This window comes from Lacrimispora sp. YZC11, from assembly GCF_057543815.1.
Genome location: NZ_BAAJYQ010000006.1, coordinates 769,162 through 785,928 on the forward strand (window position 1 = coordinate 769,162; position 16,767 = coordinate 785,928).

12 protein-coding genes are annotated in these 16,767 nt (G+C 43.4%); 2 read left to right on the forward strand and 10 right to left on the reverse strand.

Annotation, left to right across the window (positions count from 1 at the left end; all coding sequences use genetic code 11):
* Positions 1-55: 55 nt before the first annotated feature.
* The 8 genes from AC27IJ_RS09865 to vanR form a co-directional block, all read right to left on the reverse strand.
* Positions 56-1,039: an aldo/keto reductase gene (locus AC27IJ_RS09865; RefSeq protein WP_487148602.1), complete on the reverse strand. Its 984-nt coding sequence runs from the start codon at positions 1,037-1,039 to the stop codon at positions 56-58.
* A gap of 18 nt (positions 1,040-1,057) precedes the next feature.
* Positions 1,058-2,008: an ABC transporter permease gene (locus AC27IJ_RS09870; RefSeq protein ID WP_313260249.1), complete on the reverse strand. Its 951-nt coding sequence runs from the start codon at positions 2,006-2,008 to the stop codon at positions 1,058-1,060.
* 5 nt (positions 2,009-2,013) lie between these two features.
* Entirely contained in the window at positions 2,014-3,525 is a 1,512-nt protein-coding gene (locus AC27IJ_RS09875) for a sugar ABC transporter ATP-binding protein (protein ID WP_313152198.1), read from the reverse strand.
* Between the two features lie 37 nt (positions 3,526-3,562).
* Positions 3,563-4,633, reverse strand: a complete 1,071-nt coding sequence (locus AC27IJ_RS09880; protein ID WP_312500850.1) for an ABC transporter substrate-binding protein — start codon at positions 4,631-4,633, stop codon at positions 3,563-3,565.
* A gap of 123 nt (positions 4,634-4,756) precedes the next feature.
* Entirely contained in the window at positions 4,757-5,776 is a 1,020-nt protein-coding gene (locus AC27IJ_RS09885; protein ID WP_312441998.1) for a LacI family DNA-binding transcriptional regulator, read from the reverse strand.
* A 349-nt stretch (positions 5,777-6,125) separates the two neighbouring features.
* Positions 6,126-6,917 (reverse strand): M15 family metallopeptidase, encoded by a 792-nt coding sequence (locus tag AC27IJ_RS09890; protein WP_312501061.1) that lies wholly within the window; start codon positions 6,915-6,917, stop codon positions 6,126-6,128.
* Positions 6,918-7,057: 140 nt separating this feature from the next.
* Positions 7,058-8,140 carry a sensor histidine kinase gene (locus AC27IJ_RS09895; RefSeq protein WP_442913642.1) on the reverse strand — a complete coding sequence of 361 codons (1,083 nt, stop codon included), beginning with the start codon at positions 8,138-8,140 and terminating at the stop codon, positions 7,058-7,060.
* Between the two features lie 40 nt (positions 8,141-8,180).
* On the reverse strand, positions 8,181-8,882 hold the full coding sequence (vanR, locus tag AC27IJ_RS09900; RefSeq protein WP_312441996.1) for a VanR-ABDEGLN family response regulator transcription factor: 702 nt from the start codon (positions 8,880-8,882) through the stop codon (positions 8,181-8,183).
* Positions 8,883-9,184: 302 nt separating this feature from the next.
* On the opposite strand from vanR, the gene AC27IJ_RS09905 reads away from it, so the two are divergent.
* Together AC27IJ_RS09905 and AC27IJ_RS09910 are read left to right on the forward strand one after the other, a co-directional pair.
* Complete coding sequence (locus tag AC27IJ_RS09905; RefSeq protein WP_487148606.1) at positions 9,185-9,736, forward strand: MarR family winged helix-turn-helix transcriptional regulator; 552 nt, start codon at positions 9,185-9,187, stop codon at positions 9,734-9,736.
* 40 nt (positions 9,737-9,776) lie between these two features.
* Positions 9,777-10,763 carry a serine hydrolase domain-containing protein gene (locus tag AC27IJ_RS09910; protein ID WP_487149042.1) on the forward strand — a complete coding sequence of 329 codons (987 nt, stop codon included), beginning with the start codon at positions 9,777-9,779 and terminating at the stop codon, positions 10,761-10,763.
* Positions 10,764-11,066: 303 nt separating this feature from the next.
* On the opposite strand, the gene AC27IJ_RS09915 is transcribed toward AC27IJ_RS09910, so the two are convergent.
* The gene (locus AC27IJ_RS09915) at positions 11,067-13,520 is read right to left on the reverse strand and encodes a glycoside hydrolase family 2 protein (RefSeq protein WP_487148608.1); all 2,454 of its coding nucleotides are present in this window, start codon (positions 13,518-13,520) and stop codon (positions 11,067-11,069) included.
* A 70-nt stretch (positions 13,521-13,590) separates the two neighbouring features.
* The gene (locus AC27IJ_RS09920) at positions 13,591-16,701 is read right to left on the reverse strand and encodes an alpha-mannosidase (protein ID WP_487148610.1); all 3,111 of its coding nucleotides are present in this window, start codon (positions 16,699-16,701) and stop codon (positions 13,591-13,593) included.
* Positions 16,702-16,767 lie beyond the last annotated feature (66 nt).

Genomic DNA, 16,767 nt, shown 5'->3' on the forward strand with positions numbered 1-16,767 from the left:
TTAACGCATCAACTGCAAATTTAAAGATATAACTCTGCTATTTTATAGCACCTATTTATAAATTCTCAAATGGTTCCAGCACTTTATCAATCCTTGCCATCATTTCATCATCAATATCCCAGGTTGTACATTGGATATTCTGTTCAAGCTGCTCCACAGTAGAAGCTCCTCCAATAATAGAAGTAACCTCTTCCTTCTGCCTCAGCCAGTTAAAAGCAACTTCATTCATTGGTTTTCCATATGCTTCAGCAATCTTCTTAATCTGTTCTGCGCCATCAAAATACTGTCTGAATGATGGCCCTACCAGCTTGGGATTTGCATTCCTGATATCATTTTCAGAGAAATTTGACCCCGAATGGAATTTCCCAGCCAGAAGCCCCTGGAACAGTGGGCTGTACGGCAAAAATGCCTGACCGAACTTCCGCACATTGGGCAGTACCTCTTTTTCTGTTTTATATTCCAAAGGAATGTTGTGATAGCTGTCTGTATTCCGTTCGAGCATATTGTAAAGACTCTGCTGACAATGCACATCTGTATATTCCATCATCTTTTCTACATCTGCCTGTGAAAAATTACTCAATCCTACATATCGGATCTTTCCGGCCCTCTTCATTTCTTCCAGAGCCTCTGCTGTTTCCTCTAACGGTACATTTTGATCCGGCCAATGCATCTGATAGATATCCACATGGTCCGTCTGAAGTCTGATCAATGTCGCATCAATCTCTTTTAGCAGGCTCACTTTTGAGAGATTATTCGTTGTCTCATGCTTCTCATTCCATAGCAGACCGCCTTTGGATGCAATCAGCACATTATTTCTGTGACCGCCTTCCTTCAGTGCCGCTCCCAGAACCGTTTCCGAATGTCCCCAGCCATAAACCGGCGCCACATCGAAGAAATTTACTCCCATTTCAATCGCTGCATGAATAATCCGGGATGATTTCTTATCATCCATGGAATCCCAATCGCCTCCAAAATTCCAGCACCCAATTCCAATTACTGAGATTCTTTCAGCAATTTTTCCAACCTTCTTGTAAATCATAGCCTTTTCCTCCATCTATCAGCTTTTCCGCATTTTATCAATCACAACTGCGATTGCAATTAACGAGCCTATAATAATTTCCATGATAAACGAATTGATTCCAAGCAATGTTCCACCCTGACGCAGCGTTGCCATGATCATAGCGCCAAGAACGGTACCAATCACGGAACCTTCCCCACCATCTAAACTCGCACCACCTACAACAGAAGCAGCGATTGCATCAAGCTCATACCCAACACCCGAAGTTGGTACCCCATTGCCAAGACGGGCTGCCATCAGAATGCCCGCAATTCCACAGACAATCGAAGAGAATATATACACCCCATACACCGTTGAAGAGATATTGATTCCGCTTAATCTTGCAGATTCTTTATTACTTCCATATGCATAGATATTCCTTCCAAACACAGTTCTTCCTGTAATGAAAATGCCCATGAATATAATCGCGAGCCAGGTCAGGAACATATTGGGAATTCCCAACACCGATCCTGATGCATATGACGTAAAACTCTGGGGAAGGTTGGATATTGTTTTGGCCCCTGTCATCAACAGAATCACATTCCTGACAACCGTCATGGATGCCATCGTAGCAATGAACGGCGGCACTTTTGCATTATGTACCAGGACTCCGTTAAACAATCCAACCAACATACTTGCACCTATGGCAATGAGGATTGATACAATGACCGGGATCCCGCTTACCATGCACATGGAAACCACAATTCCCGATAAACCGACGACTGAGCCAACTGACAAATCAATACCGGATGACGTAATGACAAAGGTCATACCGATTGCTATAATCCCATATATGGAAGCCTGTTTTAACAGCTTCATAAGTGTATCCACCTTTAAAAATACCGGCGACTTCACACCAAAGAACAAAAATAAAGCAAATAAAATTCCCACCAACAGCAGCTCTGTCTGAAAACGAGTCAGTAACAGATTTTGTTTTTTCTTCTCCGCCATAGTCTCTATGACTCCTTTCCTTTCATACCCGATGCATAACGCATGATGTTTTCATCGGTAAACTCTTCCCGGGTAATGATTCCCATTTGACGTCCTTCATACATCACCATCATTCTGTTTGCAAGTCCCATTACCTCCGGAAGATAGGAGGATATAATGATTATGGTCTTTCCTTCCTTAATCAGTGATTCAAATACTTTATAGATCTCAAGCTTCGCCCCCACATCAACGCCGACTGTGGGCTCATCAAAGATAAACAAATCACTATCCTGGGCCAGCCATTTCGATATAACTACCTTCTGCTGATTGCCTCCTGACAGATTCTTTACCCGCTGATAAACCGTAGGTGTCTTTGTCCTGAGTTTTTCTACATAATGACGGGCGATTTGTTCGCCTTTGCCTTTATTCATGATTCCCAGATGAGTGATTTGGCGTACTGCAACCATATTGGTATTGTCTGCAACCGACATGCCCAGTGCCAGCCCCTGAGCCCGCCTGTCTTCCGGGAGCAGTGCGATTCCAGACTGGATTCCTTGAACTGGTCTGGTGAAATCCGCCGGTTTCCCCATAAAGGTCACTTTTCCCGAATCTTTGGCATCGGCACCGAAAATCGCTCTCACAATTTCAGTCCGTCCTGAACCCACCAAACCAAACATGCCAAAGATCTCGCCGCGCTTCACCTCAAAGCTGACATTCTGAAAGGATGTTCCCCTTGAAATATTCTCTACCTTAAGAATCGTCTCACCCGGTTGTACGTGCTCTATCTGATACATATCATTTACATTTCTTCCCACCATCATGGAAATTAAGTGGTCTTCATCCGTATTTTCAATCTCAACTGTTCCCACAAGGCATCCGTCCTTTAAAACAGTTGCCCGGTCACAGATACTGAATATTTCTTCCATACGGTGTGAGATATACAAAACTCCTACGCCGTCTTGTTTCAGCTTATCGATAATTCCAAATAGCTGTTTCGTCTCATCTGCTGTCAGCAGTGCTGTCGGTTCATCAAAAATGACCGCCCTTGCCTTTTGATGCATGGTCTTTCCAATTGCTACCATCTCCTGCTGCGCCACTGACAGCGTTCTGATAATCGCCTTGGGATCCACATGCACTTCGATGGAGTCCAGTGTTTCTTTTGTTTCTTTATACATGCGGGTATAATCTACGGTACCAAATTTTGATCTGGGCAGCTGCCCCATAAAGAAGTTCTCAGCTACAGAAAGATGCTGTGCCAGATTCACATCCTGATACACTGCCCCCAATCCCAGTGATTGTGCATGAAAAGGGGATTTGATATCTTTTTTCTCACCGTTTAAATAGATTTCTCCCTCTGTTTTGGCATAGACCCCCATCAGTATTTTAATAATTGTGGATTTACCCGCACCATTCTCACCTACCAGTGCATGCACTTCTCCTGGAAGGAGCTCCAGGTCTACGCCGGAAAGAGCGCGTACACCTGGAAACTCCTTTACAATTCCTTTCATGGAGACAATGGGTGTTATTTGTTCCTGCATTTGCCAACCTCCATAAACTTTAGGCAATTGACCTTTATTATTTGCCCGGGTACAGCAGCTTCTGCACATCTGGCACGTCCAAATTGTCTTTGGTTACCAGAGTCGTAGCCGCTACAACATCATGTTCAACATTCTTACCTTTTAAAGATGCAATTACGGAAAGTACACCTTCATATCCCATTCCGAATGGATCCTGAACAACGATTCCAGTTAATGCACCATTTTTAATTGCTTCGATTTCCGTGTCATCAGAGTCAAATGCATAGGCAATGATACTTCCGGACTTCTCATTCTGTGCAATCGAATTCGCAATGCCATCTCCCATGTGGTTATTATCTCCGAAGATTCCAATCAGATCTGAGTTTGCGAGAATCAGATTGTCAACTGCATCCTGTGCTTTTGCAATATCGTTGTCACAATACTGGGTCTCTATCATTGTAATATTAGGAACCAGTTCTTTCACCTTATCTGCAAATCCCTCACAACGTGCCTGATTAACGGCAGAACCGGAGTCTGCACTGATCACTGCGACCTTTTTACCTGCCGGGTCTATTCCTGCCTCTTTCCACTGCTCCACCATTTTCTCAGCAGCCGTTGATGCAGCTGCGTAATGATCGGTTGCCAGATGCTGGGTATAAACATTTGTTGCTAATTTATTGTCTACAGTTACAACGGGTATCCCTGCAGCCACTGCCTCCTCCACCGCCGGAACGGTTGCCTCAGAGCTGATGGATGCAATGACTATGCCATCCGGTTTTGCGGAAATCGCATTTTCCAAAATCGTAACCTGCTCATCAATTCCCGTCTCAGATGCCGGACCTGCAGTCGTCACTTCAATCTCTCCATTGCTCTCAGCTGCTGCTGCCTTCGCTCCAAGCAATACCGTCTGCCAGTAGGAAGAATCTGTTGCTTTGATAATAACCGTCACTTTGTAAGGACCTGATTTTGCCTCTGGTTTTTCCGGCTTTTCACTTTCTGCCGCCGTTGTTGCTGCCGTTGTTGCCGCCGGAGCCGCCCCAGTGGACTTTGCGGTTGAATTTCCGCCGCATGCAGTCAGTGTTCCTGCCATCATGACCGCCATCATCAGTGCTAAAGCTCGTTTCTTCATAATAAATCCCTCTCATTCATTATATAATTTTATTTATACATCCGGGATGACGTCTCTCCCATGAATATATACGATGTATTTCAAATGTGGAACCGCTCCCACATTTGGTAAAAAAAACAAACTTTATCGGTTTGTTTTTTCCGAGCCATTCAGCTCCAGCCTGCAGGGGGCCACCCAAATACTTCTTTGTACATCCGGCTTATTCATCCGTTCCATAAGAAGCTTCATACTCATGCGTCCCATCTCAATCGTATCCCTGGATACACAGCTGAATGGAAAACCCAGCACGTCCAGCATCGGGACATTATCTATTCCTACAACTGCAATATCATTCCCAAGGACAATACCGCTCTCTATCATTGCTTTAATAAACCCTATACTGGTACGGTTATTACAAGTAACCATGCCTTCAGGAAGTTCTTTGCTGTCTATCATATTTCTGGTAAGTGCATATGCTGTCTCTATCGTAAAATCCCCCTTCAGCACATACTGCTCCGGAACCTCCAAACCATTTGCCGCCATAGCATCCTGATATCCCCGGAATCTCTCCCGCGCTATTTTAAGCTGCATATCACCTTGAATGATGCCAATCTTTGTATTCCCAGCCTTAATCATACTTTCCGTTGCAATATAACCGCTCTCGTAATTCTGAAAGTAGATCGTATCCCACTGAGAATAATCAAAATCTCTATCTACAACTACTACAGGTACATCCAGTTTCGCCAAAGCATTCTTTAACTTATCCACAGATTCTCTATCGCCATAGCCCATGGCCGGTGTAATAATAACTCCCCGGACCCGCTGCTGCTCTAAGGCTGATAATGCCTTCAGTTCTTTATCACCATTGTTTTGTGTGTCGCAATAGATGATAGAAAAACCATTCTGATCAGCTACTTCATTAATTCCCTTTAAAACTTCTCCGAAAAAAGAATTATCGATCTCAGGGATAACCACACCGATTGTACTCCCGACCTGCTTGGAAAGACTGACCGCTGCTGCGGATGGCTTATATTGATGTTCCTGTATGATTTTCTCAATCCTGCGCCTGGTCTCCTCATTTACATAGCCATTATTATTCAAAACTCTGGATACAGTTGATTTCGAAACACCTGCCAGTTCTGCCACTTCATGAATTGTCAGCATATCATTCTCCTTGTACTTCTTTTTCGCTTGTGGTACCGGTCCCTCATATTGTATTTCCATATTATCATAGCATTTTTTACATGTCAACTCTAATTTTTTAATATTTTTGGTCATTTTTTTATTTTTATCGTTATTAATGTAAAACCATACTCCACTTATTTACTCATTTTATGGGACCGGTATCATAAAGTTAAGGCGAGCTTGAAGCTCTTGCACGTTGTGCCGCAGAGCCTGGCGCATTGGCCGGAACACAAATTCCAGATTCCGTCCTCACCGTTCTTCCCATTCAGTACAGGGAACACAGCATCAAGATGAATCTTCTCCACGCTGTCGCCGTGCAGCATTCTTTTCAATTTTTTTCTCTCAAATATTCCTCAAGACAGAGGGTTTGATCGTGCATTGCAGCGGCTGCTTTAATCCCTACATAGCGATAATGCCATGGCTCATTGCTGACACCAGTGATTTCTATTTTATCTGGCGGATAGCGAAGGATAAATCCAAAACGGTAACCGTTTTGTTTCAGCCATTTATAAACTTCACTTCCGTTTGATTTAACCCCATCCGCGTTGATATCCACTGCGATTCCTAATTGATGCTCGCTTGTGCCGGGAATGGCGACCCATGTTTCCGCTTCAGCTTTTGCTTGGGAAGCGGAATATCCTTCCTCTTTAAACGCGGCAATTTTTTCTTCCATTAAGCTCTGCTGTTTTTCAGCCGTTCGATATCCAGAAGCGACCACGGGATAAACACCGTCAGCTCTTGCTGCATCAAACATCTTCTGAAGTGCTGGGTATATCCGTGTATCAACAGTTTGTCCATTTGATAATTCGGTTATATCTACGACGTAATCCTCTGGAATCGCATTCCAGCGATTGACTAAAATCAGGCTCCATGAAGTCTCGTCGGTATCATTTTTGGAGGTGTCGGCTGAACTAACGTTGAAACTGCCCGTCCCAACGGATAAAATGGGTTCGGGCGAAACTTCTTTCAAGTTCAATCCATTGATGCAGTACCAGAGCAGGCCGATAACCGCTGCCACTGAGATCAGCCGTAATATAATATGGATCTTTCTAATGCGTGAATGTTGTTTCAACGTTCTTTTCCTTTCATAGCCTCTAAAATTATTATTGCAATTAACCATCATAATTAAGTTCTCTCCTTTTAATGAATCGGATGCAAGAAGCTCCTGCTGGTAAATATCTTACCAAACAGGAGCTTCCTGTATTTTAATATGGAGTTGTTTAATTCCTAAGAAAAGCCTAAAATCCGATTGATATTTTACTAATTCGTAACCGGAAGAGATACCGTGAAGGCCGTAATACCGTCTTTACTATCCGCCATTATCGTTCCTTCGTGCATAGTTATGATTTCTTTTGCAATGGCCAATCCCAAACCAGCTCCACCCGTATTCGAGGCGCGGGCTTTGTCCAGCCGGTAGAATTTCTCGAAAATAGAGGATAACTCTTCAGCAGGGATCGTCGTTCCCTGATTTCGAAACGTAATCACCACCTGATGATTAAATTCCCCTGCGGAAATGGAGATTTCCGAATAGGGATTGCTGTACGCCACCGCGTTTTTCAGAATGTTATTGAACACACGAGCCAACTGTGTGGGATCTCCATAAGCAGTCAGATTTTCATCTGCGTGGATCGCTATGGTATTTCCTTTAGGGGCAAGAACCGGATAAAATTCGTCCGCCATTTGAACCAGCAAATAGTATAAATCAACTACTTGTTTATCAAGCTTAATCTGTTGCGAGTTATAGCGGGTGATTTCAAAAAACTCATTTACCAGATTTTCCAGCCGGTATGCTTTCTCCAATGTAATATGGACATATTTAGCCTTTTGCTCCAACGGCATGTCCGGGGCCTCGTCCAACAGGCTTAGATAACCAATCACAGAAGTGAGTGGCGTCCGTATATCGTGAGCCAGATACATGATGAGGTCACTTTTCCTCTGCTCTGCTTCCTGTGCACGGTAAGCACGGTCAGACAAAGTCTTGCGGACAGTGTTCAGCTTCTCCTCGATGGCGGCCATTTCAGGAACGAGTTGGATGAACTCATCCTGTTCTGATACCAGTGCATCAATCCCACGATTAATTATATCAAAATATCGGGTGAACCTCTGGAGAAAAATGAACAGCAACAGAAAAAATACGATAAGCGCAGCACCGAGGAAAAAAAGTCCAAAGTTATAGCGGAACACATAGTGATAGGCGGTAAATGCTTCTTCTTGCGTCATGTGCAAGACCCTTTGAAAAAATTTTACCAGCAGGTCGCCTACTTTGCCTTTCCAAACCATCATATAGATTACGACGATCACTGAAAATGATAAAACAGCCATAAGAATTAGCTGCCAAAGCATCTTTTGCCTGAACTTTCTGTATCCGGATGCTTTCTGCAAATTATAGTTCAATTTTATACCCCACTCCCCAGATTGTCTTGATATATTGTGGATTCTCCACAGTATCCCCCATTTTTTCACGTAAATGGCGGATATGGACGGTGATGGTGTTATTGCTCTTCGTGTAATATTCGTCTTTCCAGATTTCGCGAAAAAGTTCTTCCGCGCTGACTACTTTTCCCTTTCGTTCTAAAAGAATACGAAGAATGTTGAACTCGGTGGGCGTAAGGTCCAGTGGTTTTTCATTCAAAAGGCATTCATGGGTGCTGCTATTCAACACCAAACCGGAATGCACAATAACATTTTCTCCGGATGCATTTGCTTGAGCCGAATTGTACTTTTTATAGCGTCGCAGCTGTGCCTTTACCCGCGCTACCAACTCCAACGGACGAAACGGTTTTGTAATATAATCATCAGCTCCCAGGGTGAGCCCGGTAATCTTATCAATCTCCTGGTCCTTGGCTGTCAGCATGATGATCGGGTAGGCATGCTTCTCCCTAATCTTCTGGCAAAGTGCAAATCCGCTCATATCCGGCAGCATGATGTCCAAAATAGCAATATCAAGCTCCGTAGTCTCAATGCAGGCAAGAGCCTCTTTTGCGGTATAAAACTTAAATACCGAATAATTTTCATTTTGTAAATAGAGTTCTATCAAATCTGAAATCTCATGCTCGTCATCAACGACAAGTATTTTTTCCTGCATAGATTTTAATTCCTTTCTCTTAAAGTCAGTTATGTATGATTTTACCATTATGTATTGGGTTGATTTTGATTTTTTCCATGATAAATCATTAAGAATTTCTTAAGACTATAGTTTGGATTGATCATAGGGCATACGAACGTATTATTCCCATGTGCATAGTGTATCATGCCTTTTATTGCCAATATTATCACCGGGTTCAATATATAATAAAAATAAATAGACAATACATTGACTAATAACCAGCATTTTGATATACTGAAACTAGTCAATATATTGACTAATCAATAAACCAGGAGGTCGCTGTGGACTACTCGAAAGAACTACAAGAACTTTTTTTGATGCAGCAAGCGTATGCAACGCTTATGTCTGCCTCCAATAAACTTGAAAAACAGGCTGATAAATATTTCAAGAAACTAACTGCAAGACAGTACATGGCTATACTGGCGATCCTGCATTTACCACAAGAGGAAACAACAGTTAAAAATATAGCTAAAAAATTGGGCACTACTAAACAAAACGCGAATCAATTGCTCACCACCATTGAGAAAAAAGGCTATATAGCAATATCAAGCAGCGATATTGATAAACGGGCTGTGAATATTAAGGTAACGGAATCTGGTTTACAGGCAATGGTAGAAAGTGCGGAAAGCGGCACTGTCTTTATGGCGGATATCTTTCATGGATTTAACGAAAAAGAATTGGAAACATTATGGCAGTTGTTAATAAAGCTTCACTGCTTTGACGGGGAGGAATTTTCTGGTTTTGAAGACGACGCAGGCCATCGTATAGAAGGCGATTATTCCGACTTACAGACAAGAGCTTTAGAAGAATTTAGGCGAAGAAGAGATCGCTGAAACAGGGGGAATTGCGATGTTTCAATTGGATTCACAGACAATGGACTTAATCAATAAAACCTGCAATGGAAAAAAGCATATCAAGCTGACTGTAGGCTTTTTTAAAGAAGGGAATACTGCGATTAGAGTTTTTGGTGAACATGGTGAGACCGCCGCTGAGAGCCACACATATGAAATCGGCTCCATAACAAAAACTTTTACGGCTTCTCTTCTGTCAAACTATATTTTTGAAAATAAAATGCAGTTAAATGATTCCATTCAGAAATATATTGCAGGGCTGAATGCAAATAACTACTATCCCACATTACGGCGTATTGCTACCCATACGGCGGGGTATTCCCTCATATATCCTTTTAGCCAAAGAGAATATTTAAATTTGACTATCGATATGATATTGGGAAAAAATCAGGGAGTAAATCCACTGCGAATGGATTTAGACAAAATGAAAATGCTTATCCACAAAAGCAGGTTAAGCGATACAGACTATAAATGGAAATATTCTAATTTTGGATATTCATTGCTTGGTTATGCAACAGGTGTCGTTTCCGGCAGAGGCTATTGGGATACCATGAATGATTTTTTATCTGATGAACTTGGTTTAAGCCATACTTATTTAGGTACGAATCATAATAAAAATTTACTTGGATTTGGCACAAAAAATCAGAAGTTAGGGAATTGGCATTGGGACAAACATAACCTTATAGCCCCGGCCGGAGCCATTAGCTCAACGGCAGAAGATCTGCTGGCTTATGCAAAGTTAAATATGTATGAGGAAAAGCCTTATTTCATGCTCTGCCACCAAAAACACGGAAGAGGGCCCCAAAATTATGAGATGGGACTTGCTTGGTGGCTGCGCCAGGAGAATAACAATATCATGGAACATGGCGGAGGAACAGGCTGCTTCAGTTCTTACCTGGCGATAGATAAAGGCAAAAAAGCCGCTTCTGTTGTATTGGCTAATTATAGGCTGGGCATTAATTCTGATAAAAAAATTGCGCTTTCAATTTTAGAAGGCCTGCAGAAATAAAATATGATCGATATTTCAGACCTGGAATTTATGGCGGACAGGATCCGTTAATATGTATAAAAATTATGATATTACTTCCCGGACATTTCTTATGATTCAGGCAGATTTGCTGATAGAATTGTATTTAAGAACCGTTGTATAGCCCGCAAAGAGATAAGTTAGCAGACAAATCGATGCCAGGACACAAGTCCCCGCACCGATTTTCTTTGTTTATAAACTACTTTACTCACACCACTTTCACCACAAGTTTCGTTGCCAAAATTCCAGTCCCCGCGCTCTGTCTCCGCAATAAACATGTGTTATTTACCGGATATCATAAACACTTCTCAGACGCAGTCCCTTAAGCGAACCGCTGATAATGCTCACCCGCTTTTCTCCTGCCTCCATATCAAAATAATTATCGGTAAGAACCAGATCCTCATTTTCATTGAGAATCTCAACCGATTTGGCATATGCCCCTGCCGTAATGATGATGTCTGGCCCATCCATGCGCCATGAAAGCTCCGGTTGTTCATAGCGGTAGAATTTGGGCATGGTAAAAATGGCTGTCCCCTCAGAAATCACCACTCCGTCCTGTTCACAGGCAAAGTGTACATGATCCTCATAAAGACTGACCTCCGAACAATCCACCTTATCCAGCCATATGGTGCTCATTGCAGAGACCTTTCTTTCAACGATCATTTCTTTTCCAATTATTTCTGATTTGGTATTGCGCAGAGAATATCGCACTTTCACCAACTGCTCATTCATCGTCTCATTGGCCACATTTAAGCGAAAGCTTTTCTCTAACGGATAAGGACGTGTGTTAATATTTGGATTCTGGGAAAGCTGCCCCTCCTCTTCACAGGAAATCATAATCGGAGCAAAAAACCTTTTCTCATAATAATGAAGCGCTTTCCAGCGTCCGAAATAGTCAATGGATGACCAGGAAGTTACCGGCCAGCAATCATTTAACTGCCATACAATAGCTCCCATACAACGCCCCCGGTGACGCCTCCAATGTTCCACCCCATACTTCATGGCTTCTCCCTGCATTAACTGGGATGCATAAACCAATGTTTTTAAATCGGTGGGATATAAAAAGGTCTGAGCCATGTAGTTCATCATCTTGGCATATCCCATATTACTTCTCTGGTGGCGCTCCATCACATAAGAGAATAAATTCCGGTCCTCCTCGCCGGTAAATCTTTCAATGGTCTTATACGCCGGCATTGCTTCAAAGCCAAATTCCGAAGCATAGCGAAACATCTGTTTGCGGTATTCCGTAAAAGGCTTGAACCCGTGCCATACCGCCCAGTAATGTGCATCTCCGCGATCAGGGTCATTGGGAAAATCATAACCGCCTCCTGAGGAAGGGCTTGAAGGCCAGTAGAAGGTGTCCGGATCTTCCCGCTTAATGATTTTAGGAATGATATATTCAAATATCTTGATGTAATCTGCGCGCAGAGACACAGTTTCCTCAAAGCTTCCATACTCTCCTGCAAGGATCAGCTCTTCCAGCTCATTATTTCCGCTCCAGAGCCCCAGACAGGCGTGATGGCGCAGCCTTCTCACATTTTGAACCAGTTCTTTTGTAATATTCTCCTCAAATTCCGGAGTCAGCAGATAGGTAGAGCAGCAGAACATGCCATCCTGCCAAATGATCAGTCCCATTTCATCACAAAGATCAAAAAAGTAATCATCCGGATAGTAACCGCCGCCCCATACCCGGACTGCATTGTAGTTGGCCCGTATACACTGGGTCAGCAATTTCTTTGTTGTCTCCCTGTTTACCCGGGGAACCAGGCAGTCTTCGGGAATATAATCCGCCCCCATGGCAAAAACCTTAACTCCATTTACTTCATGGGCAAAGCTCTCTCCCCACTCATCCTTCTCAACCGCCATAGTCATGGTGCGAAGACCAATGCGTGTGCGATACACATCCTGGAGTTCTCCTCCAATATAAAACTCAACCTCCACCTGGTAAAGAGGCTGATCCCCAAGACCGTTGGGCCACCAAAGTCTGGGATTTTCAATTTCTATGTTATCCGGGTTGTTCTCATAGATATTCAGCCTGCCCTCAGGGTCGGTAATCCTTACGATCGTCTCTATCTTATCTACGTCTCCGGTCATCGCTCCATTGATTTCATGCTCGGTAAACAGGTTTAAGGTAACCCGCCCATCCATATGCTGCTGGCGGATATGGACATTGGACAGACGTCCCTTTTCCACCACCACAATAGATGCTTCCTTATAAATCCCCATGTCAGGCAGGCGGGGCGCCCAGTCCCAGCCGGACATGCAGCTGGATTTTCTTAGATAGGGAAATCCGTCCAAAGTATCGGTGTTGCAGGGGATTCTTCCATTTTTTTCAATCTGCTCATTCATATAGTGAATGGGGGATTCAAATTCCACCCGCAGATGGTTTGTTCCCTTTTTCAGTGCGTGATTCACAGGAAACTCAAAGGTATAGAACATATTGTCGGTATATCCCACATGGATATCATTTAAGTAAACGTTAGAAATGGTGTCTACCCGGTCAAAATGCAAAAAGTACTGCTTTCTCTCGTCGATTTCTTCTATAAATGCAAAGTCATTCCGATAGGTATAATCCTTTTCCGACAAGCTTGTCAGAAGGGTTGCATTATCCCGGTAAAAGGGATCATCGATACGCTTATGGTTCAGCAAATCGCAATAGAGGGAAAAAGGAATCTGCGTATTTAACGTCTCTCCTTCATAATCCAGTCTCCACCCCTGATTTAATAATATTTTATTCATCTAAAACTGCCTCCCCATCCTTATAGGCACAAGGCTTTGATTTTGAAAGGGCCCGTTCATGTTTTCTTCCTCACTTATCCAGATTCACTCTATAAGTCTTAATCTCAAAGGGCTTGATGGTAAAGGTAAACCCGTTCTCTGTTTTCTCTACCGCACCCTCAACCGGTTCCTCCATGAGATTGCACTCGTTCACCGTAAACAGCCGGTGATCCATGCCAAAGGTAAGCGTTGCCGTAGTCTTTGTGTTTTCACTTTCGTACAGCCGGATGATGATACCATTTTTATCTTCCGCTATCTTCACTGTCTCCACAATCACATTTTTCCGGTCTGTCCATAAAAAGCTGTCCTGTTCCTTTGGTGCTCCCGCAAGTACAACGTGAGCCGGATAATTCAGCTTATAGCCCTCCCTAATGGTATTACCGTCGTAAAGGCTTCCCTCATGGGGATAGAGCGAGTAGGTAAAGAAATGCTCCTCCTGATCGGTGGTCTTATTCGGCTCAATACCGGATTTAATCAGCGTCAGGGATACACATCCATTCTTTACCGAGTGTCCATATTTACAGTCATTTAATACGCTGACGCCATAATGGCCTTCTGATAAATCCACCCACTTATGTCCGCAGCTTTCAAACCGTGCCTTATCCCAGCTGGTGTTTTGATGCACCTTGCGCTTTAAATTTCCAAACTGAATGTCAAATGCCGCTTCATCCGAATGAATATCCAGAGAGAATTCTACCTTCAGCAGACACTGGCTGTCCTTCCAGTCCACATAAGTATCAAAGTCTATGCGCTTTGCATGTCTGTAAAAGCTTATCTTTTGTACAATCATAGAATTGCTTATTCTTCTCTTTATCTTAAGCACCGCGCTTACCGGGCCGTTGGTCAGCCATTCGAACTGATCCGCCTCATCAGCAACCCAGCTTTTTTCCGTATAGAAAATGTCAATATCCCAGTTGTCATAATAGATAGGCTTATCTTCAAACATCCGGAACTGATTTGCGCGCCTGCCCTCCTGGACCAGCTCACGCCCGGCAGCTTTGTCATAAATGGAGGTAAACATTCCCGCCTGATCCATCTCCACCCGGTAAAATGGCGTTTCAAAACGGGAACCATCACCGGAAATCCGGGCGGTAACGTCCCCGCTTTTTTCCGGCTCATTCGTATAGGTGTTATACCCCTTGGAGTTAAGATGCTCCAGATATACTAAGTTGTTACTTTCTCCTTCTTGAATGGGATAAGTATGTTCCTCTGCATCCTTAAGGCTTCCTGTCACCTCTTTGGGCAGACTTACTACATCACTGCGGTCAAAGGACAATGTATTAAACACGGTTATTTTACCCCTTTGCCTGCACAGCGAATCAAGGCTTTGCTGAATCAGTTGCCCACCAGTCTGCTTAATTTCCTCATACTCTTTCCGGGTCACTTCGTACACTTCCTTAATGGAAGTTCCCGGTAAAATATCATGGAACTGATTCAAAAGTATTGTCTTCCACAACTGATCCAGCTCTTCTGACGGATAGTTCCCCCCCTTCAGAGCGCATAAAGTCAGGAAAAATTCAGCATCCATCATCATCACTTCGCTTTTGCGGTTAGCCCGCTTATTTCGTGCCATGGAGGTGTAGGTTCCCCGGTGATACTCAAAATAAAGTTCCCCTTCCCAGGTCTCCAGACGGCAGTTATCTTTTACTCGCACATACAGCTCATCAAAGTACTGTCTGGTAAATTTCTGTTCCACCTTGGGAATTCCCCTGATTCCTTTTTCCATGCGCTTAGAGGTTTCTAACATCTCCCTTGTGGGGCCTCCTCCTCCGTCTCCGTAGCCATAAGAAATCAGAATATCATTGTTGAATTCCTTATTTTGATAACGTTTCCACCCACCCATAATGGCATCAGGATGCAAAATCCCATTATAAGTGGTAAAAAAATTGTTTTCACTCTGGCCCACACCGAGGGTTGTAATGAGGTGGGTAAATACCTCGCTTCCGTCAATTCCTCTCCATAGAAAGGTATCACTTGGAACCTTATCCACCTGATTCCAGGAAAGCTTTGTGGTCATAAAATAATCAATACCGCTCTTCTTCATGATCTGAGGCAGGGAACCGGAGTACCCAAACACATCCGGCAGCCACAGTTCCCGGCATTCAACGCCGAACTCTTCTCGAAAGAAACGCTTCCCATACAGAAACTGACGGACCAGAGATTCGCCGGAGGTCAGATTTGTGTCGGCTTCCACCCACATGCCGCCCTCAACTTCCCAGCGCCCCTCCCTGACTTTGGCTTTCACCCTTTCATACAAATCCGGATACCGCTCTTTTAAAAACACATAAAGCTGGGGCTGGCTGGACATAAATTTATAGTTTGAATATTCGTCCATTAATTTAAGTACCGTAGAAAAACTTCTTGCCACCTTTTCTCTGGTCTGCTCCACCGTCCACCACCAGGCAACGTCAATGTGGGTATGTCCAATACAGCTTGCAATCACATCATGATAACCGGACATCTTCCCATACAGAGCCTGTTCAATATAATCCACCGCCTTGTGTACAGAAGTATAAAATTCCGGGGAATAAGGCGTCCTTAAATCCAGCAGGTTGATGGTGTTGTTTAAAACCGTCTCAAGGTCGAGCCGTATTTTGTCATCCTTGTCCATCCGGGTAAACGCCTGCAGCGGAACCAAAAGATCAAAATACAACTGCTCAATTAACAAATCTACCTGCTGCATCTCAAGAAATAAGTTAAATTCCGAATGAAGTGTACCTGTATACGCCTGTAAATCAAAGATGTAGTTATCCCCCCGTATGGCATGATCGATGAGATGAACGACCCGGTGATTCATATCCAGCCCCTGGATCGCTGTTTTATTCAGAAACAACAAAAACTGAGGGTTTTTCCCGTCATCCCACTCGTCAACCTGGGTTTTTACCCCCAGCCGAAGAGTCTTTCCTTCCTGCTCATCTTCCACCTGATAATTTGCCCTGAACCAGTAATGGGCGTCGGGGCCATACCATTTCATTTTCTGATGGTCAAATTTCTCCCATGGCTGCTCATCTGCATCCGCATCCTCCGGGTAGAAAAATCTCCCTTTTTTATATTCAATCTCTTTGACAGGCTCTTTTTTTACAATTGCCAGCTCTTTCAGTTGATTGCAAATAACCTCAATCCGTTTATCAATAAACCACATAATGTCTCCCTGCGTCTTCGCTCACTCTCAGCTTTATTATTTTACAAAAGGGGCATATTCCACATG

Bases quoted from the DNA above. Each gene is read 5' to 3' on its own strand.
- AC27IJ_RS09865 (WP_487148602.1), bottom strand. From the start codon at position 1,039: ATGATTTACAAGAAGGTTGGAAAAATTGCTGAAAGAATCTCAGTAATT.
- AC27IJ_RS09870 (WP_313260249.1), bottom strand. From the start codon at position 2,008: ATGGCGGAGAAGAAAAAACAAAATCTGTTACTGACTCGTTTTCAGACA.
- AC27IJ_RS09875 (WP_313152198.1), bottom strand. From the start codon at position 3,525: ATGCAGGAACAAATAACACCCATTGTCTCCATGAAAGGAATTGTAAAG.
- AC27IJ_RS09880 (WP_312500850.1), bottom strand. From the start codon at position 4,633: ATGAAGAAACGAGCTTTAGCACTGATGATGGCGGTCATGATGGCAGGA.
- AC27IJ_RS09885 (WP_312441998.1), bottom strand. From the start codon at position 5,776: ATGCTGACAATTCATGAAGTGGCAGAACTGGCAGGTGTTTCGAAATCA.
- AC27IJ_RS09890 (WP_312501061.1), bottom strand. From the start codon at position 6,917: ATGGTTAATTGCAATAATAATTTTAGAGGCTATGAAAGGAAAAGAACG.
- AC27IJ_RS09895 (WP_442913642.1), bottom strand. From the start codon at position 8,140: ATGCTTTGGCAGCTAATTCTTATGGCTGTTTTATCATTTTCAGTGATC.
- vanR (WP_312441996.1), bottom strand. From the start codon at position 8,882: ATGCAGGAAAAAATACTTGTCGTTGATGACGAGCATGAGATTTCAGAT.
- AC27IJ_RS09910 (WP_487149042.1), top strand. From the start codon at position 9,777: ATGGACTTAATCAATAAAACCTGCAATGGAAAAAAGCATATCAAGCTG.
- AC27IJ_RS09915 (WP_487148608.1), bottom strand. From the start codon at position 13,520: ATGAATAAAATATTATTAAATCAGGGGTGGAGACTGGATTATGAAGGA.
- AC27IJ_RS09920 (WP_487148610.1), bottom strand. From the start codon at position 16,701: ATGTGGTTTATTGATAAACGGATTGAGGTTATTTGCAATCAACTGAAA.